We start from the raw sequence: 17,889 nt of genomic DNA, 5'->3' as shown, positions 1-17,889 counted from the left end.
ACAAGCTCCACCTGATGACGTTACCGGCCTATAGCGACCCCGCTGCGAACAGCATAATCAGGATCCATGAGGTATCGATTGAGGATTTCCCATTGCTAGTCTCCATTGCGCGTTGGGCCAATCAACCCCTTCACTCGCAAGCCACCACCGGCGTCAATGTCGAGGTTACCCTGCTTCTGGAAGCCGTCCTATCGCATGCGCGGCCGGGCTAGCTGAACAGCGCGCTCAGCCGTTGTCGGCCGGCCTATTGGCGAAAGCAGCTCTTCGTGCATAATCGCCCGCGGAATCATCAGTGCTTCAGGGTACATAAAGCCCTCATTTTCAAAATGATCCGTCAGGAACTCGCATTCGCTCACTCAGGATCGCGCAAAACGGCGACGCGACCGACTGGCATGACACGGTGGGCCGGTGCAGCCGGATAACATATCGATCCGAGTTGGCTGCTCCCTTGGTTTCTTTGGCTAGGTCAGATGGCAAAGAGAAATGACCTGTTGCTGCCTGACGTTCAGTACCCGAAACCTTGCCTTTGTGATGCTGATCATGTTGCGCTGGCGCAACAAAGGCCTGCGGGCGGTCCAGGCCGGACGTTGGCATTTTCCTTCTGCGTCATGTTGTAAGCAGCGATCTGGGTAGCGCCTACTGCGTCGTCGGCCCCCTTGTAGAGGCGCCATTGGCCCGCACCTTCTGGTGACGTTGCCGCCGTGCTCATCGGCGGCACCGGAACCGGCAAGTCGCCCTGGCAATCGCCTTGCCGGGCCCTGATTCGTTACGGCTTACGTGACCGCTTCTTCAACGCCGTCGATCTCGTCAACCGGCTCGAGACCGAGCATCGCGACGGCAAGCGGGGCCGTATCGCCGATTACCTCGCCCGGCTTGACGTCGTCGTGCTCGATGAACTCGGCTATCTCCCGTTCGCGTTAGCCGGCGGGCAATTGCTCTTCCACCACCTGATCAGCAGGCTCTACGAACGGACCTCGACCATCGTGACCACCAACCTGGCGTTCGGAGAATGGCCCGCCCTCTTCGGCGACGCCAAGATGACGACAGCGCTCCTCGACCGTCTCACCGATCATTGCGAGATCATCGAGACCGGAAACGAGTCCTGGCGCTTCAAGAAGCGCGCCTGATCATCCCCATCAGCTGCCAAGCGCGATCCGCGCTCGCCCGGGCTGCGCAACCCTGACCAACTCCGCCCGAGCAAACGCTGACCGCCGCGCTACGCTACAAAAAGGGGGCAATTGCCAGAACCATCCTGTCCGGCCCGAGGGGCCACTCCAAGCTGGTGGAGCTTATTGTCGATGTTGCCCCAGACTTTGGCCTGTTCGTCGCGTTCGACCTTCGCGAATAGCCGCTTAGCTCTTCATTGGTTCAACCCCCCGGTCTACGTCAGAACGACCGACCCGGGGTTTTGGGACGAAAGGCGGATCGAGTCGCGCTCTATAGAGTCGAGAGGGATACGGGGGTCTTCGCGCGAGCCAGTTATCCGATCCCCGGGCCTGCGCCAACACCAAAGTGAGTTCAGGGTCCAAGACAAGTTGTAGAATCTCGCCTGCTTCGAATGCTTCCCGTAACCACACGAAAACTCATTCCCGACCGCCTGTGCCGATGATCCGGGAATACGCCACGGCGCCTGCTTGATTTATGCGGGAGTCTCCCGACTACATTGCTGGATGGGTAGCACGCCACAACTTGAAACGGTTTTGATCGAGATGATTGTCCAAGCTGCAGATTTTCCTGCGGCCAGCTTCGATTCCGTAGCAGGCGACTGCGCCGAAAAATCTGGAGGCCGAATACTCTTCAATGTTCGCGTTGACAGCCATGCGGATGTTCAGCGAGTTGTCGCGATCGCGAGCAAATCGGACGGGGGGATGACTCCTCTGCTTCTGCTGTTGGATCGTACGGGGACGTCGATCAAGATCCATGAGGTGCCGGTTCAGGACTACCCATTGGTAGTCTCCATCGCCGATTGGGCCAATCAGCCCCTTCACTCGCAAGCCATTACCAGCGTCAATGTCGAGGTTACCCTGCTCCTGGACGCTGTCGCATCGGAAGCACGGGATGATCGCATCGGTCCTGCGCCGCACCGCGGCGGCGTAACTCGGGAAATCGGATAACAGCAGAGCTTCGCTGAAGCTGTCGGCACGTTCGGTCTGTCGGGTGCGCGGACGGCGAGCAGGGCGACAAAGCAAGCAAGGGGACCCGGAACCACCAGGGAACCAATTCGGGTGGTCGCGGTTGGCACGTATCGTCGAATGGAGATAGTTCATGCCACAGAAGCAAGCAGTACGACAGATCGAGAGCTGGCCCGAAGAGTCTCGTGAGGCCGGGCAGTTGGTCATCAACCAGTATGGCGAACCCGATGAGGTCACAGACTCTCAGCTGACTTGGCACAAGCCGGGCCCATGGAAGCGGATAGTCGCGTCAAAGGCGTTCTACGAGCACAATTTTCCGGCGCCCCATAACGACTCCTTCGAATCCGTCATCGACTGCAAGGTCCCGCCCGACAAGTTCACCCAACTCGCCGAGTTCGATGGCAGCGTGATAGCCGAACGCACGGCAGGCGAAGTTTCTGCACGTTGCCATGACGAGCAGGCTAATTTCCTAGCGCTCAATCTCATGCACGACATCGTGACCGGCAAAAAAACGTTGAGCAGGCACGAGACTATTACGCCAAGGAGTTCGTCGACTTCCGGCGAAAGAAACCGACGCCCTACATGGAAAGTTGCAATTTGCGCCTGCCGACGGCAGCGCCGTCGATCCCGACGTCCGCCTGCTATCGGATGACGATCTTGAACAGGCCAAGCGGGAAGGCAAGGAGCGCAACTAGGACAGCCTTCCGAACGGTTCCCACTTAGCCCCTCAATTCATGCTGAAGGCCCGTACGGCCCAAGCATTAGCCAGAGTGGGTTGCGTCCGTGCTCAAGCTTATCGCGATCAGCGTCTGAGCGGTCCAACTGCTTTCAAAGTAAAGTAGCGCTGCTTTCAAACGGGGTCGAGCGGGCGAGTAACGGCGAAATCGACGAGTTGGTGCTTGGCATTGGCTGCGCTCGACCATCTACTCACGATTTGGATGCATGTTCGACTTTGCCCTTGCGCTTGGTCGATGCCATGTCGTGGAGTTCCTTCTTACTCATCGACTTGACCATCGACTTGGACGCACCCTTCAACTCGTTCTTCTTCTTTTCACCGCACTTGGCCGCAAGGGCGGCGCCCGCCGCCATCTGCTGGGCCTTGGATTTGGCTGGCATTTCATACCTCCAACATTACTGCCTTATAGCGAAACACGGTCGGCCTGCTCCGCGTTCCGTTCCTCGCCAAAACGCTTGAAACTTGAAACGGCAGGCATCACGTCAAAAGCCAGGGAACCCAAGTGGTGACGGCATGTTTCATCGAGGGGAGGAAACTCAGCCGGAGGACAAAACCGTACCGCCAAGCGGGGCGGAGCAGGAGTAAGGCAGATGATGGAAGAAAAGGTCCGCGAAGCGATCGTCACGGAGCTTGAACGGCAAACCGAAGCCAACCCTTCGAAGCTGCGGATTTCCATGGCGATGAGAAACTCGTGGCGGACGGCGAAATCGATCTTGACTGGCTCGCCATGGCGATCGTGGGCGCCGTCGCAGGCGCGCCGTAGCACGGCAAGCTCAGTCCGCTACGATCTCGGCTCCCTACCGGTCCGCTTTGTTACGCTCTGTCTGCTTTGCAACCGTATCCGCCTGCACTTCCGGTTCGTAAGGCGAAGGCTGACCGCCACCGACGTCGCCCGCGTCGGCGACACGCCCGTCCGTTTCTTCCGTCTCGGAGCTCTCCCACATCTCTTCCTGGTCGGTCAGATCATTGGCGTCGGGACGGGCTTTTTGGCGCTCGTGCCTAGGCTCGACGCCCGTCGTTTTTGAAAGGTTGGCAGCATGGTCCTTGTTGCGATCCCGTTTCCATTCGCTTGGCATATCTGGCTCTCCTTGTCTCGCGGATGGCCAACGAATACAGCGAGCCGTTGTTCCTCAGTGTGATCAGAATCCTAACGATGGGTGGTTCTGGACGCCGCATTGGTTTTGCGCAATTAAACCTGGTCGCGGGCAAGCACGAAAAAGAAAGGCTTCGACATGAACCGCAGGTCCATCATGCCGAGAAGACGGTCATCGTCGATCCTGCGTAAGTAATCGATAATCGGCCGACGGTCGTAGATAATGGCCGCGCTGCACGCAGCATCGCCCATTATGACATCGTCATGGACCCGATCCGCGCCGCACGGCAGGCGAAGAGCGGCAATCAGCCGGGCGATCCGGCCAAAGCCGCGCAAGCGCTTCTCGTGTTGATAGATTCGGAACATCCGCCGGTGCGCTTGTTCCTGGGCGAGGACGCGCTGGGACTGGTCGATCAGAAGCTGGATGGCATGAGGGACGAGGTCGCCGCGTGGGACGCGCTCTCACGCTCCACAAGCTTTGCGTCATAAGGAGCCAAGCCAGGATTGCTTGCAAGCTCGCTCTGCATCGGTCGGCACACCCATCCTGACGGCATCGTCGCCTCTGAGGTCGACCAAGCGTAGGTCTGTCGTGGTCGCAATCTCCGCGTAGCGCCGTCGGGTCAGTTCCACCTCTTCTATTGGAAGATCGTCAAGGATTCCTTCGCGGCGGTCGCGGAGCACGGTCTCTAGGAAGCACACCTTCAGGGAGTCACCGAGGTAAAGAACGCCAAACCGATTGGCGTCAACGCGGCGTCGAGGATCGCTGAACCGGCTCGGCGACTTCCCGTACCCCAATGGATCAGGATAGGTGCTCCAGTAGATCCGACCGAACGTCCGACCCCGCGGTATGGTCTCGATTTCGAGCTTTGCACGCCCGAAATCGGCTGGAGGTGGAAGGCCGGGCATTCAGTCGAAATCGCCCCTGGCCATGCCTTCCGCCACGGCCAACACCGAGGCGTCATCGCCTTGCTGAAGCGCTCGAAGGCCCGTCCGGCCATCGAGGGCGCCATGGCGCGACGCCAGAAACCGATAGACCGCCCAGGCGCTGTTGCCCAACATCGCATGGAGCGCCGGCAATGCTTCGAAGGGACGACCGTCTTGGTCGAGTTGCCAGACAGGAAAACGGAAACCGCGCTTGGCGCCATCGATCCCGAGCACTTGCCCATTTTGCCGCTTGGCGTTGACCGCCACCCGGGACGTGCCGAGCAGCTTGGCAAAGGCATCCGCGCTCAGCATGTCCTTGCCGGCGACAATTTCAGCGCGCAGTACCGCGTCACCCGCCGCAGGGTCCCTTTCCATAGTGCGGCCGAAGCGCGGATACGCGTTGCGGGACGCTTTCTTTTCCTACCCGCTCTCCGACCGCAGAAGTTTTAACCTTGCCAGAGGTGAATTTTTGACCCCTGAGCGGTTATCGCGGAGCGCATTCCGGGCCATAACCGACGTTGCGACATCCCTTTCACTGATTCACTGTCCGTCTAGCGCCAGAATGCGAAATCCGCTGTGAGGGTCAGGGCTTCGCAACAACCGCTCAAGGTCGGTCCGACGTTGCAGGGCTGACGTGTTTTCATCGAGCCAAGACTGACTCTAGTACCGTGCCGGGAATGAGCTATAGTTCAGATACTGTGACGGCCGGGGGCTTGCACAATGGCTGGACTGGGTGAACAGATTGCGCGTCAGCAGCGCACCATGGGACCGCTCCTGGTGGCGGCAGTGGTCATCGGGCTTATCGGTCTGCCCGTCGCAGCCTGGCTCGACCTCCGAGACCTGTCGGAACGGATGCTGCGCAGGCAAGCCAGCGAAATCAGCCGCATCATCGACGAAATGCGCGGATTTTACGGCAGCGACGTCGTGGGACGCGTGCTGCAAGCTAACGGCGCCGTGACTGCGACGCACAACTATCGGGACGTGCCAGGTGCGATCCCTATTCCAGCAACCCTCTCGATCGAACTCGGCAAGCGCATCAGCGCTCATGACGGGTCGGTCAAATATCGGTTCGTCTCGGATCTGCCTTTCAAAGGTCGCGCGCCCCACCAGCTCGATGTTTTCGAGCGGAATGCAATCTTGGCTTTGCGCGCCAACCCGAAGGAGCCGATCATCGAAGTCTCGGGCTCACTGTTTGACCGGCAGGTCCGCGCCGCGGCCCCTGTCATAATGGGACAAGTGTGCGTGACCTGCCATAACTCACACCCGGACAGCCCCAAGACGGACTGGAAGGTAGGGGATGTCCGAGGGATCCAGGAGATATCAGTCAATCAGCCTATCGCTGCGAACGTCCTGACCTTCAAGTATCTGCTCCTATATTTCGGTTTCGCGGCGGCGGCGGGCCTGACGTTCATTCTCCTGCAGCGTCGACAGTCCGCGTTGATTCAGGGCATCAACAAGGAGCTTTCGGAGGCAAACGACTTCCTGGCCGCGATTTCATTGAAGATCGCCAAATACCTTTCGCCTCAAATTTACAAAAGCATCTTCAGCGGCCAGAAGGACGTCACCATCGCGACCGAGCGCAAGAAGCTCACGATCTTTTTCTCCGACGTCAAGGATTTCACCGCGATCGTGGAACGGCTCCAGCCCGAGGACCTGACGCTTCTCCTCAACGAGTACTTCACCGAGATGTCGACGATCGCGCTCAAACACGGCGGCACCGTCGACAAGTTCATCGGCGACGCGCTTCTTGTGTTCTTCGGAGACCCCGAGACGCAAGGCGTCGAGGAAGACGCGAGAGCCTGCTTGCGCATGGCTGTCGACATGCAGCGTCGGCTGGAGCAGTTGAACAGGGTGTGGCATGACCGCGGAGTTGAACGGCCCTTCCGAGCTCGCATGGGCATCAACACGGGTTATTGCAACGTTGGGAACTTCGGTTCCGATGATCGGATGGACTACACGATCATTGGAGCCGAGGCGAACTTGGCGGCCCGGCTGCAGTCGATTGCCGAGCCCGGCGGCATCTGCCTCAGCTATGAGACTTATGCGCTCGTGCGCGACCTTGTCCGGGCGCGTCCGTTAGCCCCGATTGCCATGAAGGGGATCAGCCGGGAGGTTGTCCCCTACGAAGTCGAGGGCCTCCTGGGTGAACTCGCCCAGCGCCCTCAGGTCATCAGCGAGCATGCGACTGGTCTCGACTTGTTCCTCGATGTTGAGGCAATCGACGAGAACGGGGTGGAGCGGGCGAAGAAACGACTTTCGGAGGCGCTCCTGGCCTTAACCATCCGAAGCAAGCCCGCCGCATTTTAGGTTCTTGAACGTGATCAAATCTGGACCGCGGCCAGCCAAGTAAAGTCCGTTCAACACCGTTCAGCCGCGCCGGGTCCCGGCCAGGAGTTCGCGCGCATCATCGTTGGTCATCAGCGCCGTCAGGGCCGAGGCGTCGATGAACATCAGTCAATAACGGCAGAACCTGACGCCGATCTCTACCAGAGACGGTCTAGCGTGTTCGCGCTCAAGCTCATGCTTGAGCGCGGCATGGACGGCCTCTGTCAGACCAATCCTCTTAAGTGCGGCGACCCAGCGGGCCAGCACGTCGGTCTCGGGATGTGGAACGCCATGACTCGCTCGTATAGCCGTTCAAGTGTATCGGTATACAGCAATTTGGATACACCGTGTGAAGGTCCGGGGAGCGTCGACCGGAAGGGTCACCAACGGAATTCGACCACGCCAACCGACCGAGTTGGCGGCTGCGCCTCGCTTGCCGCAGGTTGGATGGGGACCGTAACCCTGTTGTTTACAGACCCCGAGCATATCTGATCGGTAAGCGATCGTTTCCGGATACCTTTCGGGAGTGGCCGCGATCTGTGAGGTTGCCGATCCTGTATTGGGGTTGGAGATCGGCTTGGGTCTGGACTTAACCGGTGCTTGACGAGCCGCTGGCTGAGATCGCCGGTCTGCTCGATATCACGGTCGATGCCATGACGGGGCGAATCTCCTGCTGCTCCGCTGACTCGACGTTATATCAGGGGGCGCTAATTATCGGTCCTCGGGTCAAATACCTTAGAAGGCCGACATGCTGAAACCATCGTGGAACAACGCTCGAGGAAGCCGACTTCTATCTCTTTTTCGCAGCTATGCTGATCGTATCACAACGCGGCGGGTCACACGCAAACTTGATTCGTACGGAGATTGGCTGAGAGCCCTCACCCTGACACTCCTCCCGACGAGGAAGGCTCATCACTGCAATGCCTGCGATCGCGGTGTGGCGGCTTTTTACCGTTTCGGGCGATACACGCTTATTTGCCCGCTTTGTCATGCCCTGGATCGTGAGCGGTTTTTGATTTGTGCTCTAGACCGTAAGCTTCTCGGGCTTCCGGCGGGACCGCTTAGAATTCTTCAGATTGCGCCGAGCGAGAAGGGGCTTTCAAAGAGACTATCTCAGGTGGGCACCCTCATTAAAGGCGATATCGAGCCCGGACGGTACGGCCCCGATACCGTGCAGGTTGACCTAATGAACATGAACGGCACCAGCGATCTCGATATTGTCGTCTTGTGTCATGTCATGGAGCACGTACCTGACGATCGGCATGTTTTTCGGCAAGTTTGGTCATCCCTTAAGCCTCGAGGACAGGTCTGGATCCAAGTACCGCTTATCTATCGTCAAACGCTCGAAGCGACGCCATCCATGTCACGGAGCGAGCGCGACAAGCGCTTCGGCGGATCAGATCACGTGCGAGCCTACGGACCCGATATCAAGGAGCGTATCGAGGACGTGGGTTTTACGGTCGCTCGAATACATTCAGACCGTATACCTGCCGCCGATCGCGAGCGTCTTGGGCTTCTCCCCGATACTCTCTTTATCGCCGAACGGCCCGAGCAACACAATTCGGATTGAGAGCGCGAAGTTCCCGACGCCATCCTTGGTGGCGATCATCGCTACTGTGGGCAAGCGCATCGCGGATCGCGTCACGCTGCACATTCCGACAGCCAAGTTCCCTATTCGATCATCGATCCGAGAAGCTCTGATCGCGGCCAGCAGTTACTGTCAAACCGTCACACCTGCGCTTTCACACCGGTCTGGAACTGCGCTTACCGGAGGCGATAGGTCGTGCATCCGAAGAACGCCGGTCAGGTCTGACGCGGTCCTTTGGTTTGCGCAACCAAGGTCTATGGGGATTGAGCAGCCTTCCCGCTGGCGATAAAATGCGGATTGGCGAAATCCTCGTCATCGCTCTGGTTGCGCTTGCCGTAAGCGAGCGGCTCGCCATCCAGCGTGCGCGTCATGCCGCCGGCAGCGCGTAGCACTGCGTCACCCGCGGCAGTGTCCCATTCCATGGTGCGGCCGAAGCGTGGATAGACGTCCGCCTCGGCGCCGGCGACGAGGCAGAATTTCAGCGACGAGCCGACCGAAACGATCTCCGCAGCGCCCAGCGCGCGGATATAGGCCTCGGTTTCCGGCGTGTTGTGGGAGCGGCTGGCAACGACGGTCAGCGGCACCATACCGGCCCTTGCCGAAATCGGCTGGCGATCGACGATCTCGTAGTCGTCATTGATCTCGATGGTTTCCGCTTTGCCCGGCCGGCCGGAAAAGAAGCGGCCGGTGCAAGGCGCGAAGACGACGCCGATCTCAGGCACGCCATGGCGAACCAGCGCGATGTTGACAGTGAAATCGGTCCGCCGGTTGACGAACTCCTTGGTGCCGTCGAGCGGATCGATCAGGAAAAAGGCGTCGCCGAGATCCGGCGCCATGATGCCGGCAGAGGCTTCCTCCTCGGCCACGCATGGAATCTCTGGAAATGCGGCGCGTAGCCCGGCAAGGATGATCTTTTCGCTCTCGCGATCGGCCTCCGTCACTGGCGAACTGTCCGACTTTTGGTCGACCGCACAGCCGACACGAAAGACACGCATCACCTCGCGCCCTGCCGCCAAGGCAAGGTGCTCGAAGACGGCGAGCATCGCTTCGTCGTCAGATACCGCCGCCGCTATCATATTGGTCTTCGGCAATGTCCCGCTCGTTCAGCCAGTGTTCCAGGGCGTCCACCATCTCCTCGGCCGATCTGCCGAGTGTCTTGAGATGAATTTCGGGCTTTTCCGGCACCTCATACGGTGAATCGACGCCGGTGAAATTCTTGATCTCGCCGTTCAACGCCCGCGCATAAAGGCCCTTCGGATCGCGCCTGGCGCATTCCTCGAAAGGTGTGTCGACAAACACCTCGACGAATTCGCCGTCGGCCATCAATTCGCGCGCCATGCGCCGCTCGGCGCTGAACGGCGAGATGAACGACACGATGACGATCAGCCCGGCGTCGGCCATCAGGCGCGCGACTTCGGCGACGCGGCGAATGTTTTCGACACGATCGGCGTCGGTGAAACCGAGATCGCGGTTGAGGCCGTGACGGACGTTGTCGCCATCCAGAATGTAGGTATGGCGCCCAGTGGCGAACAGCTTCTTTTCGAACAGATTGGCGATGGTCGACTTGCCCGAGCCCGAAAGCCCGGTGAACCAGAACACGGCCGGCCGCTGGTTCTTCATATCGGCGCGGGCGCGCTTGCCGACATCGAGCGACTGCCAGTGGATGTTTTCGGCGCGGCGCAGCGAATGCAGGATCATGCCGGCGCCGACCGTGGCGTTGGTGATGCGGTCGATCAGGATGAAGGCGCCGGTGGTGCGGTTTTCGGCAAACGGATCGAAGGCGATCGGCGACCGCGTCGAGATGTTGCAGATGCCGACTTCGTTCATTTCAAGCGACTTGGCCGCCTCATGGGCAAAGTCGTTGACGTTGACGCGGTATTTCAGGTCGGTGACGGTGGCGCTGGTCTGGTCGGTCTCGGTGCGCAGGATGTAGGAGCGGCCGGGCAGCAATGCATGTTCGTCGAACCAGACGATGTTGGCGGCGAACTGGTCGGCGACCTGCGGCCGCGCTGCCGGCGACACCAGCATATTGCCGCGCGAGACTTCCACCTCGTCGTCGAGGACAAGGGTGATGGCCTGGCCGGCGATAGCCTGCTGAAGGTCGCCGCCATGCGAAACGATGCGCCTGACACGGGAGGACTTGCCGGATTTCGCGACGACCACCTCGTCGCCCGGCGCAACCGATCCGGAGGCTATGGTGCCGGCGAAGCCGCGGAAATCGAGATTGGGACGGTTCACATATTGGACCGGAAACCGGAACGGCAATTCGACCGCGGCCTCGTCGACCGAGACGGTTTCGAGATGTTCGATCAGCGTCGGGCCGGAATACCAGTCCGTCCTGTCGGAACGGCCGGTAACGTTGTCGCCGTAGCGGGCCGACATCGGAATGGGCACGATCGTCTGGAAGCCGAGCTCACGTGAGAACTGTGCGTAATCCGCGACGATCCGTTCAAAAACCGCCTCGTCGAAGCCGACAAGATCGATCTTGTTGACGGCGAGCACGATGTGGCGGATGCCAAGCAGCGAGGCAATGATCGAATGCCGCCTGGTCTGACGCAATACGCCCTGGCGGGCATCGATCAGTACGATGGCGAGATCGGCGGTCGATGCACCCGTCGCCATGTTACGCGTGTATTGTTCGTGGCCGGGCGTGTCGGCGACGATGAACTTGCGCTTTGGCGTGGCGAAGAAGCGATAGGCGACGTCGATGGTAATGCCTTGCTCGCGCTCGGCCTCGAGGCCGTCGACCAGCAGCGCGAAGTCGACGTCGTCGCCGGTGGTGCCGTGCTTGCGCGAATCGCGCTCGAGCGTGGCCAGCTGATCCTCGAAAATCTGCTTGGTGTCGGAAAGCAGGCGCCCGATCAGCGTCGACTTGCCGTCGTCGACCGAGCCGCAGGTCAGGAAGCGCAGCAGCGACTTTCGTTCCTGCGCCGCCAGATAGTCGCGGACGCCGTCGGTCGGGGCGAGGCTCTTGGCCATGATGTGGCGCATACTCAGAAATACCCCTCGCGCTTCTTCTTTTCCATCGAGCCGGCTTCATCACGGTCGATCAGGCGACCTTGCCGCTCGGAAGTGCGCGCCGTGAGCATTTCGCCGACTATCGCCTCCAGAGTGTCGGCTTCCGAGTCGATCGCGCCGGTCAGCGGATAGCAGCCGAGCGTGCGGAACCGCACCATCCGGTTCTCCACTGTTTCGCCGGGCCGCAGCTGCATGCGCTCATCATCCCTCAGGATAAGCATGCCATCGCGCTCGACGACCGGCCGCTCCTTGGCCAGATACAGCGGCACGATCGGGATGTCTTCCTGGAGAATGTATTGCCAGATGTCGAGCTCGGTCCAGTTCGACAACGGGAACACCCTGATCGATTCACCGGCAGCGATGCGGGTGTTGAAAATCTTCCACATCTCCGGCCGCTGGTTCTTCGGATCCCAGACGTGCTGGGCGTTGCGGAACGAGAAGATGCGCTCCTTGGCGCGCGACTTCTCCTCGTCGCGCCGCGCGCCGCCGAAGGCAGCGTCAAACCCGTATTTGTCGAGCGCCTGCCGCAGCGCCACCGTCTTCATCACATGCGTGTGGGTGTTGGAGCCGTGGTCGAACGGATTGATGTTGTCGCGCACGCCGTCTTCATTGACATGGACCAGGAGGTCGAAACCGAGCTTTTGCTGCATCTGGTCGCGAAAGGCGATCATCTCGCGGAATTTCCAGGTCGTGTCGACATGGAGAAACGGAAACGGCGGCTTGGCCGGATAGAATGCCTTCATCGCCAGGTGCATGAGCACGGACGAATCCTTGCCGACCGAATAGAGCATGACCGGCTTGGCAAAGGCTGCGGCCACCTCGCGAAAAATATGGATGGATTCGGCCTCAAGCCGCTGAAGGTGCGTAAGCGCGATGTTCATGGACTGCGAGCGTTCTTTCGTACCCATCCACGGAAGGGCTTGTATCGTCAACGGAGGCGACCTTCAGCCGCCCGATTCAAACTGCCTTCCGGACAATCTATTCTCGTGGGGGCGTTCTAGCAGATCGTTCCTGCGCAGAACAATGCAAGACAGGCTTGCGGCCGAATGGTTCGGGAATGAATTTTCCATGCAGATGGGTAAACTGGGAAATTTCTGCTCAGCGAGCGATTGCACTTGGTAGGGGCAGGAAAATGTTGCCTGAGCCTCGGAACCCGAGAGCCAGGAGCCGGCTCGCCTCACAGCGGTCGGCCACGTTCTGGCGGCACCAGCCGTGGCGACGAGGTCGCTAGGACGAACGTTCGATGGGAACAAGTAGCTTGTCACCGTTGTGATCGATCTCGATCATCTCGCTCTTGCGGCTCAAGCGTTCTGCAAATCCTCTGTGAAAGATGATGGCGTTCATATAGGCAAAGGTCATCGCCAGCGCCCCGGTTCGCAATGGGTAGTCAACCAGCGAGTGAATGAGAAGAAAAGATACCGAGAGGAATGCCGCTTTCTGCAGTGGGTCACGGCGAATTCTAACCAATGCAATCAAAAGCAATACGAAATAGCCTACCATAAGCAGGATAGCAGGAATTCCCCCTTCGAAGGTAATTTCAAGATATTCATTGTGAGCATGATTCACATACTCCCTGAAAATCATGCCTGCTCTTTCGTATATCTGATAGGCTTTCTGGAAATTCCCGAATCCAATGCCTGTCGCCCAATTGTCTTTGATGCCCTCGATTGTGCTTCGCGCAAATTCTCCTCGCCCGAACGCCGGATCAAGGGCCTGTGCATCCAGCTTGGTCCAGGCGCTTATCGTGTAGATCGAAAGCGCGACAAAAATCAGGAGAACGCCGAACCCGCTCACCCTCGAACGGGCTGAGAGAAAGATCACGGATAACACGGTGATCGCCAACCCAATCAGAACACCGGCGCGGGAACCGGCGGCCAAAAGAAGCAGCAAAAGCGCGATCAGGCCGAAGGATCCAGCCAAGAGATGTCCACGGAACAGACCGTAATAGACAACGAATGGGATAGACACAAAAAGCAACGCCGAAAAATGATTCACGTTGGCGAAAAGCCCGGCATTGATCGTAAAAGGCAACAGCCCGACAATAGCGACATCGTCGGAGAGCGAATATTGAATTGCTCCCGCCAAACCGTTGCAGATAACGCCCATGAAGAAAAACGGCAGGAGCGCGCTGACCTGCTCGGCACGCAAACGCAATACGGCCAAAAAAAACGCCGTCGCGGCCAAAAGGTAAAGCAGACATTCGACCGTGCGGCCGAGCCCAACGCTGATGAAGCGAAAACGGCTTTCTCCAACCCAGGCATCTCCGAGCAACAGCTCCGGCCGCAACCCGTTGAATATGGCTGCCGGCAATGGGACGATTTGCAAAACGATCAACGCCACGGCGAAGATCAACAGCCACAGAACAGAATGGGGGCTTCTCTGGCCAGGAGCTTGCGAATAGACGGCCGCCGCCGAGGCAATTGCCGCGACTTCGATCAGCGTGTCGGTAAGGAGGCCGCTTGCCGTGCCGCCGCCGATCAGCAGCGATACGAACAAGACCGAGCCGAGGAAATATTTATCCCATTCCGACGAACGGTCATTCAAGATGGAAGTCTCTCGATGCTCAATTTGTGCATTACCAAGGTGCCGACATATCGAAATCGCCAGCTCTCGGCAATGGCGGCCGTCTGCAGTGTCAACAGTTGCATGGGGCAGTCAGTCGGCCCGACCGAAAAAACCTGACTCAGACTTTGTCGGTTAAATGTGCCCTCAGGAATGTTGAACCGTGCGATCTCACCGGCCGGCCCCAGACATCTGATCGACCAGAACAACTCCTTTGGAAGCTTCAGGTTGCGTGCAGAGGCGACCAGCGAAATCCTATAGGAGCCTGGGGGCAGCGCGACGTACTGCTGAAGGGCTGTGTTCTTGACCGGTGTGTTCAAAAACCGGACCGTCGCGCCACTCTCGCCTTCCACCGCATCCTGGGATTTCGCAAATGTAATTTCCAGGCCCGATTGATCGCGAGTCTGCCAATCGAACGGTTTGCCGCCGGCGACCGGCTCAAACGTGCCGTTGAAAATATATCCAACCAGCTTCCGCTCTTGATCGGACAGGCTGAAAAGAAATAGCCGATATGCCGGTCCATATTCCCTCTGGCGAAAATACCCGTTGATGACGGCACTGAGTTCGCCCGAATTTGGTGGCGCGTTTGATCCGGTCAAGTCGAGCAGCAGCCGATTTGCGAAATCGAGCCCCTCGGAGGTTTTGCTAAGGGCGTAGATCAGACTGACCCTCCAAGGCGCCTCCGCCTTGATGGCCGTCAGCACGGCTTGGTATCCGTCGGGATCTGAGAGGATTTTCGGTAGGCCATCGGAGATCGCCGGAAATTGGTCTGGCCATCGCCGCAGCAATGTGTCGATCTCGCCGACAGCCCTTGACAGATCACCTGTCTCGGTCGAGTGGCCGATAGACCTCTGGAGCGCATGGATTTCCGTCTTGGACAATCCTAGGGCCTGATCGAAAAGCTTATAGGCTTCGTCTTTCTCGCCTTGCCGATATTTGATCTCACCGATCAGGCTGTAGAGACGTGCGTCGGCCAGATTGAAACGAAGCGCATCCTTGGCCTTGGCAAGCAAGGCCTCAAGTTCCGGAGCGTTATTCGTGTCGTTCAGATCGCTGGTGATCTCGCTTATCAGCGCATCGACGTTCAGCGGATCCAGCGCAAGAGAAACGGCTGGCGTTTCCGTCTCAAGTAACCGACTTAGCCCGATCGACGAAGCCGCCAATACTAGAACGGATGCGACGAACCAAACGCTTGAACGCCGGAGATTTTGCATAAGCGGGCTGGTCTGCTCCATGATCCACGTTGCCCTCAATCTTCGCTGTATCCGCGCCGTAGTTGTAATATTGGTAGTTCATGTACTTGTAGGCGTAGTTGTAGTCGAACTTGTTCACCGCAAATTTGGACATCGCGGCCCCAACCACATTGGCACCGGCGGCTCGCATGCGCTTCAACGCCGCTTTGGCCGACTTGCGCGTCACCTGATTTGTAGAGATGACCATCAATGTGCCCTCAGCGAGCCGGCTGAGAATAGGAGCATCCGAAAGGCCAACGATCGGCGGCGCGTCGATGATGACAAGATCGAAGCGCTTGCCGAGATTGGTTATGATAAGAGCCATCTTCGGTGACGAGAGCAAATCCGCTGGGTTTGGCGGGATCGTGCCAGAGGTCAGAACGGTGACGTTGGGATATTTCGTCGCCCTGAAAATGCTCGCCAGATCCTCTTTGCGGACAGTGTTCGTCAGCAGATTGCTCAGGCCGATTGTATTGTCCAGACCAAACAGGCGGTGAAGATTCGGTTTGCGGAGATCGCCGTCGACAATGAGAACCCTTGCGCCGAGCGCGGCAAAATCCTGTCCGAGCTTGAATGAAGTGGTTGACTTACCTTCCGAGGGCTCCGAACTCGTGACAACCAACGATCGTGGCGCGCCTTCCGCGCCGGAGAATTGCAACGATGTACGAAGCGAGCGATAGGCCTCTGACAGCCCGGACTTCTGATCGGCGATAGCGGCCACGAGTTCCCGGTCATCGACAAGCGGCAAGATGCCGAGCATTGCCAGTCCCAGCTCTTTTTCAACCTGCTCGGGATTGGTAAAGGTGTTGTTCAACAGCTCGATGACATAGATGATGGACGCGCTCAGAGCCAGGAAAAGCGCCAGCGCGATCGCGACGTTGATGCTCACGCGCGGCGAATATGGGCTATTCGGCTGGGTCGCAAAGTCCACGATTGCGGCGGTTTGCGTCTTGAGTTCGGAGCTGACACCGACCTCGTTCAGCTTGGTGATGAGGCTGTCGTATTGCGACCGGTTTGAATCTACTTCGCGCTTAAGGATCGTATATTTGATGTTCTTATCATTGAAGACAACCTGCTGCTTTTCCATTTCGGCAAGTTTGGCCTTCAGATCGGCCTCCTTGTTCTGTGCCTCCTGATATTTCAGGCGCAGCGAATCGGTTATGGCCAGGACGCCGTTGTCATAGAGTCGCTGCAACTCCTTGATCTGCGACTGGAGCTGCTGCATTTCCGGAAAACCAGGCTTTAAGATCCCCAGTTTCTGCTGATATTGACTGGTTAGATCCGCCAGTTTGTCGCTGAGTGCTTGCAGACCTTTGCTTTCCAAGACAGGGCTGAGGCTTGATCCGCGGCCTTTGTCGATCTGGTCCACAACCCGCCCTGCATCGAGACGGTCCTGGATCGCGGTCGCTAGAGCGGTGTTCAGCGCCTCGATATTCGAGCCTATCAGCGATTTATCGTCGCCGGTTATCGTGATGCCCGCATCCTTCGCATAAGCGACCAGATCCTCTTCGGATTTCTGCAGCTTCTGCTTCACCTGCAGAACCTGTTCCTGGATGAACTGCCGGGCCAGGTCGGATGTTTCGCTGGTCTGGTCGAGGCGCTGGTCAATAAAGCTTTGCGCCACCTGATTGGCAACATCACTTGCATATTTCGGCTTCTGATCGACAAACGTGATCGATAGCAGGCTCGTGTTGGGAACGACGTTGACGGTGAGATCTCTTAGAATGCGCCCAATCGCAATTGCTTCGCGTTGCTCCGGAGTTTTCTCCTCAATGGAGGGCGATTTGGAAATACCAAACGCGCGGTAGAAAATATTGCCGAGGGAAAAGTCCGCGGTGGGAAACAGGAAGTCGGGCTTTTCACTCAGACCCAGTTGAAACACCACACGCTGGGCCAATGCGCGGCTTTTCAGCTTTTCCCGGGCCGTTTGAAAGGCCCGCAAGTCGCTGTTTTCAGAGACCACCTCGATGTCCTGGAAGACCTTGGCCGAAGGAACCAGTACCTCCAATTGCGTTGTGGCCTGATATTTTGGCGTCTGCATCATGGTAACAATAACGCCTGCGACAAGTCCAGCTGCCGCCATCATGGCGATTAGCCAGCGGTACTGGACAGCGTAAAACAGCAGCTTTAGCGGACTGAAGCCTTCGTCCTGTTCGGAGTAGTCGCGGCCATAGAGGCTATAGTTTTGCGCACCGTCATAGTAGAGGTCTGCCGACAGGGCCTGGCCGTGTCCTGGTCCTGCAATTTGATGCTGTCTGTTACGATCGAGCATGGCGCGA

Annotated in this window: 17 protein-coding genes and 2 pseudogenes; 7 read left to right on the top strand and 12 right to left on the bottom strand. The window is 58.4% G+C overall.

The features are described 5' to 3' along the window. From NKH16_RS27765 to NKH16_RS27750, 4 genes and pseudogenes are all read left to right on the top strand, one after another. On the top strand, positions 1-212 hold a 212-nt coding region (locus tag NKH16_RS27765; protein WP_352902913.1), incomplete at its 5' end, for a hypothetical protein. Positions 213-701: 489 nt separating this feature from the next. Further along, positions 702-1,127, top strand: a pseudogene (locus NKH16_RS27760) (ATP-binding protein); the annotation flags it as partial. Positions 1,128-1,700: 573 nt separating this feature from the next. After that, complete coding sequence (locus NKH16_RS27755) at positions 1,701-2,114, top strand: hypothetical protein (RefSeq protein ID WP_352902910.1); 414 nt, start codon at positions 1,701-1,703, stop codon at positions 2,112-2,114. A gap of 151 nt (positions 2,115-2,265) precedes the next feature. Beyond that, entirely contained in the window at positions 2,266-2,784 is a 519-nt protein-coding gene (locus NKH16_RS27750) for a hypothetical protein (RefSeq protein ID WP_352902907.1), read from the top strand. A gap of 275 nt (positions 2,785-3,059) precedes the next feature. Here NKH16_RS27750 and NKH16_RS27745 read toward each other — a convergent pair whose 3' ends face one another. From NKH16_RS27745 to NKH16_RS27735, 3 genes are all read right to left on the bottom strand, one after another. Next, on the bottom strand, positions 3,060-3,248 hold the full coding sequence (locus NKH16_RS27745; RefSeq protein WP_352902905.1) for a DUF3008 family protein: 189 nt from the start codon (positions 3,246-3,248) through the stop codon (positions 3,060-3,062). Positions 3,249-3,665: 417 nt separating this feature from the next. Further along, on the bottom strand, positions 3,666-3,944 hold the full coding sequence (locus tag NKH16_RS27740) for a hypothetical protein (protein ID WP_352902902.1): 279 nt from the start codon (positions 3,942-3,944) through the stop codon (positions 3,666-3,668). Between the two features lie 113 nt (positions 3,945-4,057). Next, a complete protein-coding gene (locus tag NKH16_RS27735) occupies positions 4,058-4,213 on the bottom strand; it encodes a DUF4334 domain-containing protein (RefSeq protein WP_352902900.1) in 156 nt (51 codons plus the stop codon). A 12-nt stretch (positions 4,214-4,225) separates the two neighbouring features. Here NKH16_RS27735 and NKH16_RS27730 point away from each other — a divergent pair, with 12 nt between their 5' ends. After that, positions 4,226-4,450, top strand: coding sequence for a Rossmann-fold NAD(P)-binding domain-containing protein (locus tag NKH16_RS27730; protein ID WP_352902897.1), 225 nt, complete (start codon positions 4,226-4,228; stop codon positions 4,448-4,450). Here NKH16_RS27730 and NKH16_RS27725 read toward each other — a convergent pair. Both NKH16_RS27725 and NKH16_RS27720 read right to left on the bottom strand, forming a co-directional pair. After that, the gene (locus tag NKH16_RS27725) at positions 4,445-4,867 is read right to left on the bottom strand and encodes an RES family NAD+ phosphorylase (protein WP_352902894.1); all 423 of its coding nucleotides are present in this window, start codon (positions 4,865-4,867) and stop codon (positions 4,445-4,447) included. The genes NKH16_RS27730 and NKH16_RS27725 overlap by 6 nt on opposite strands. Beyond that, a pseudogene (locus tag NKH16_RS27720) lies at positions 4,868-5,287 on the bottom strand (hypothetical protein); the annotation flags it as partial. It abuts the gene before it with no gap. A 318-nt stretch (positions 5,288-5,605) separates the two neighbouring features. Here NKH16_RS27720 and NKH16_RS27715 point away from each other — a divergent pair. After that, entirely contained in the window at positions 5,606-7,192 is a 1,587-nt protein-coding gene (locus tag NKH16_RS27715) for an adenylate/guanylate cyclase domain-containing protein (protein ID WP_352841112.1), read from the top strand. A 147-nt stretch (positions 7,193-7,339) separates the two neighbouring features. Here NKH16_RS27715 and NKH16_RS27710 read toward each other — a convergent pair whose 3' ends face one another. After that, complete coding sequence (locus tag NKH16_RS27710; RefSeq protein ID WP_352902925.1) at positions 7,340-7,516, bottom strand: type II toxin-antitoxin system VapB family antitoxin; 177 nt, start codon at positions 7,514-7,516, stop codon at positions 7,340-7,342. A 442-nt stretch (positions 7,517-7,958) separates the two neighbouring features. Between NKH16_RS27710 and NKH16_RS27705 the strand changes: the two genes are divergently transcribed. After that, on the top strand, positions 7,959-8,780 hold the full coding sequence (locus NKH16_RS27705) for a methyltransferase domain-containing protein (protein ID WP_352902891.1): 822 nt from the start codon (positions 7,959-7,961) through the stop codon (positions 8,778-8,780). Positions 8,781-9,052: 272 nt separating this feature from the next. Here NKH16_RS27705 and cysQ read toward each other — a convergent pair whose 3' ends face one another. From cysQ to NKH16_RS27675, 6 genes are all read right to left on the bottom strand, one after another. Beyond that, on the bottom strand, positions 9,053-9,841 hold the full coding sequence (cysQ, locus tag NKH16_RS27700; RefSeq protein WP_352902922.1) for a 3'(2'),5'-bisphosphate nucleotidase CysQ: 789 nt from the start codon (positions 9,839-9,841) through the stop codon (positions 9,053-9,055). A 10-nt stretch (positions 9,842-9,851) separates the two neighbouring features. After that, entirely contained in the window at positions 9,852-11,789 is a 1,938-nt protein-coding gene (gene cysN, locus NKH16_RS27695) for a sulfate adenylyltransferase subunit CysN (RefSeq protein ID WP_352841107.1), read from the bottom strand. Positions 11,790-11,791: 2 nt separating this feature from the next. After that, positions 11,792-12,697, bottom strand: a complete 906-nt coding sequence (cysD, locus tag NKH16_RS27690) for a sulfate adenylyltransferase subunit CysD (protein WP_352464033.1) — start codon at positions 12,695-12,697, stop codon at positions 11,792-11,794. Between the two features lie 346 nt (positions 12,698-13,043). Then, positions 13,044-14,360 carry an O-antigen ligase family protein gene (locus NKH16_RS27685; RefSeq protein WP_352902889.1) on the bottom strand — a complete coding sequence of 439 codons (1,317 nt, stop codon included), beginning with the start codon at positions 14,358-14,360 and terminating at the stop codon, positions 13,044-13,046. Then, positions 14,357-15,613 carry a tetratricopeptide repeat protein gene (locus NKH16_RS27680; RefSeq protein WP_352902886.1) on the bottom strand — a complete coding sequence of 419 codons (1,257 nt, stop codon included), beginning with the start codon at positions 15,611-15,613 and terminating at the stop codon, positions 14,357-14,359. Before NKH16_RS27680 ends, NKH16_RS27685 begins: the two co-directional genes overlap by 4 nt. Beyond that, the gene (locus tag NKH16_RS27675; RefSeq protein WP_352902883.1) at positions 15,504-17,882 is read right to left on the bottom strand and encodes a GumC family protein; all 2,379 of its coding nucleotides are present in this window, start codon (positions 17,880-17,882) and stop codon (positions 15,504-15,506) included. Before NKH16_RS27675 ends, NKH16_RS27680 begins: the two co-directional genes overlap by 110 nt. Positions 17,883-17,889 lie beyond the last annotated feature (7 nt).

This window comes from Mesorhizobium sp. M1307 (assembly GCF_040318155.1).
GTDB lineage: Bacteria > Pseudomonadota > Alphaproteobacteria > Rhizobiales > Rhizobiaceae > Mesorhizobium.
The sequence above is the reverse complement of the archived record's forward strand: the minus strand, read 5'-3'. Positions and strand labels throughout refer to the sequence as shown.

Excerpts from the sequence above, each read along its gene's own strand:
- NKH16_RS27680 (WP_352902886.1), bottom strand. The coding sequence starts at position 15,613 with ATGGAGCAGACCAGCCCGCTTATGCAAAATCTCCGGCGTTCAAGCGTT.
- NKH16_RS27750 (WP_352902907.1), top strand. The coding sequence starts at position 2,266 with ATGCCACAGAAGCAAGCAGTACGACAGATCGAGAGCTGGCCCGAAGAG.
- NKH16_RS27705 (WP_352902891.1), top strand. The coding sequence starts at position 7,959 with ATGCTGAAACCATCGTGGAACAACGCTCGAGGAAGCCGACTTCTATCT.
- NKH16_RS27715 (WP_352841112.1), top strand. The coding sequence starts at position 5,606 with ATGGCTGGACTGGGTGAACAGATTGCGCGTCAGCAGCGCACCATGGGA.
- NKH16_RS27730 (WP_352902897.1), top strand. The coding sequence starts at position 4,226 with ATGGACCCGATCCGCGCCGCACGGCAGGCGAAGAGCGGCAATCAGCCG.
- cysD (WP_352464033.1), bottom strand. The coding sequence starts at position 12,697 with ATGAACATCGCGCTTACGCACCTTCAGCGGCTTGAGGCCGAATCCATC.
- NKH16_RS27735 (WP_352902900.1), bottom strand. The coding sequence starts at position 4,213 with ATGGGCGATGCTGCGTGCAGCGCGGCCATTATCTACGACCGTCGGCCG.
- NKH16_RS27725 (WP_352902894.1), bottom strand. The coding sequence starts at position 4,867 with ATGCCCGGCCTTCCACCTCCAGCCGATTTCGGGCGTGCAAAGCTCGAA.
- NKH16_RS27740 (WP_352902902.1), bottom strand. The coding sequence starts at position 3,944 with ATGCCAAGCGAATGGAAACGGGATCGCAACAAGGACCATGCTGCCAAC.
- cysN (WP_352841107.1), bottom strand. The coding sequence starts at position 11,789 with ATGCGCCACATCATGGCCAAGAGCCTCGCCCCGACCGACGGCGTCCGC.
- cysQ (WP_352902922.1), bottom strand. The coding sequence starts at position 9,841 with ATGCTCGCCGTCTTCGAGCACCTTGCCTTGGCGGCAGGGCGCGAGGTG.
- NKH16_RS27675 (WP_352902883.1), bottom strand. The coding sequence starts at position 17,882 with ATGCTCGATCGTAACAGACAGCATCAAATTGCAGGACCAGGACACGGC.
- NKH16_RS27745 (WP_352902905.1), bottom strand. The coding sequence starts at position 3,248 with ATGCCAGCCAAATCCAAGGCCCAGCAGATGGCGGCGGGCGCCGCCCTT.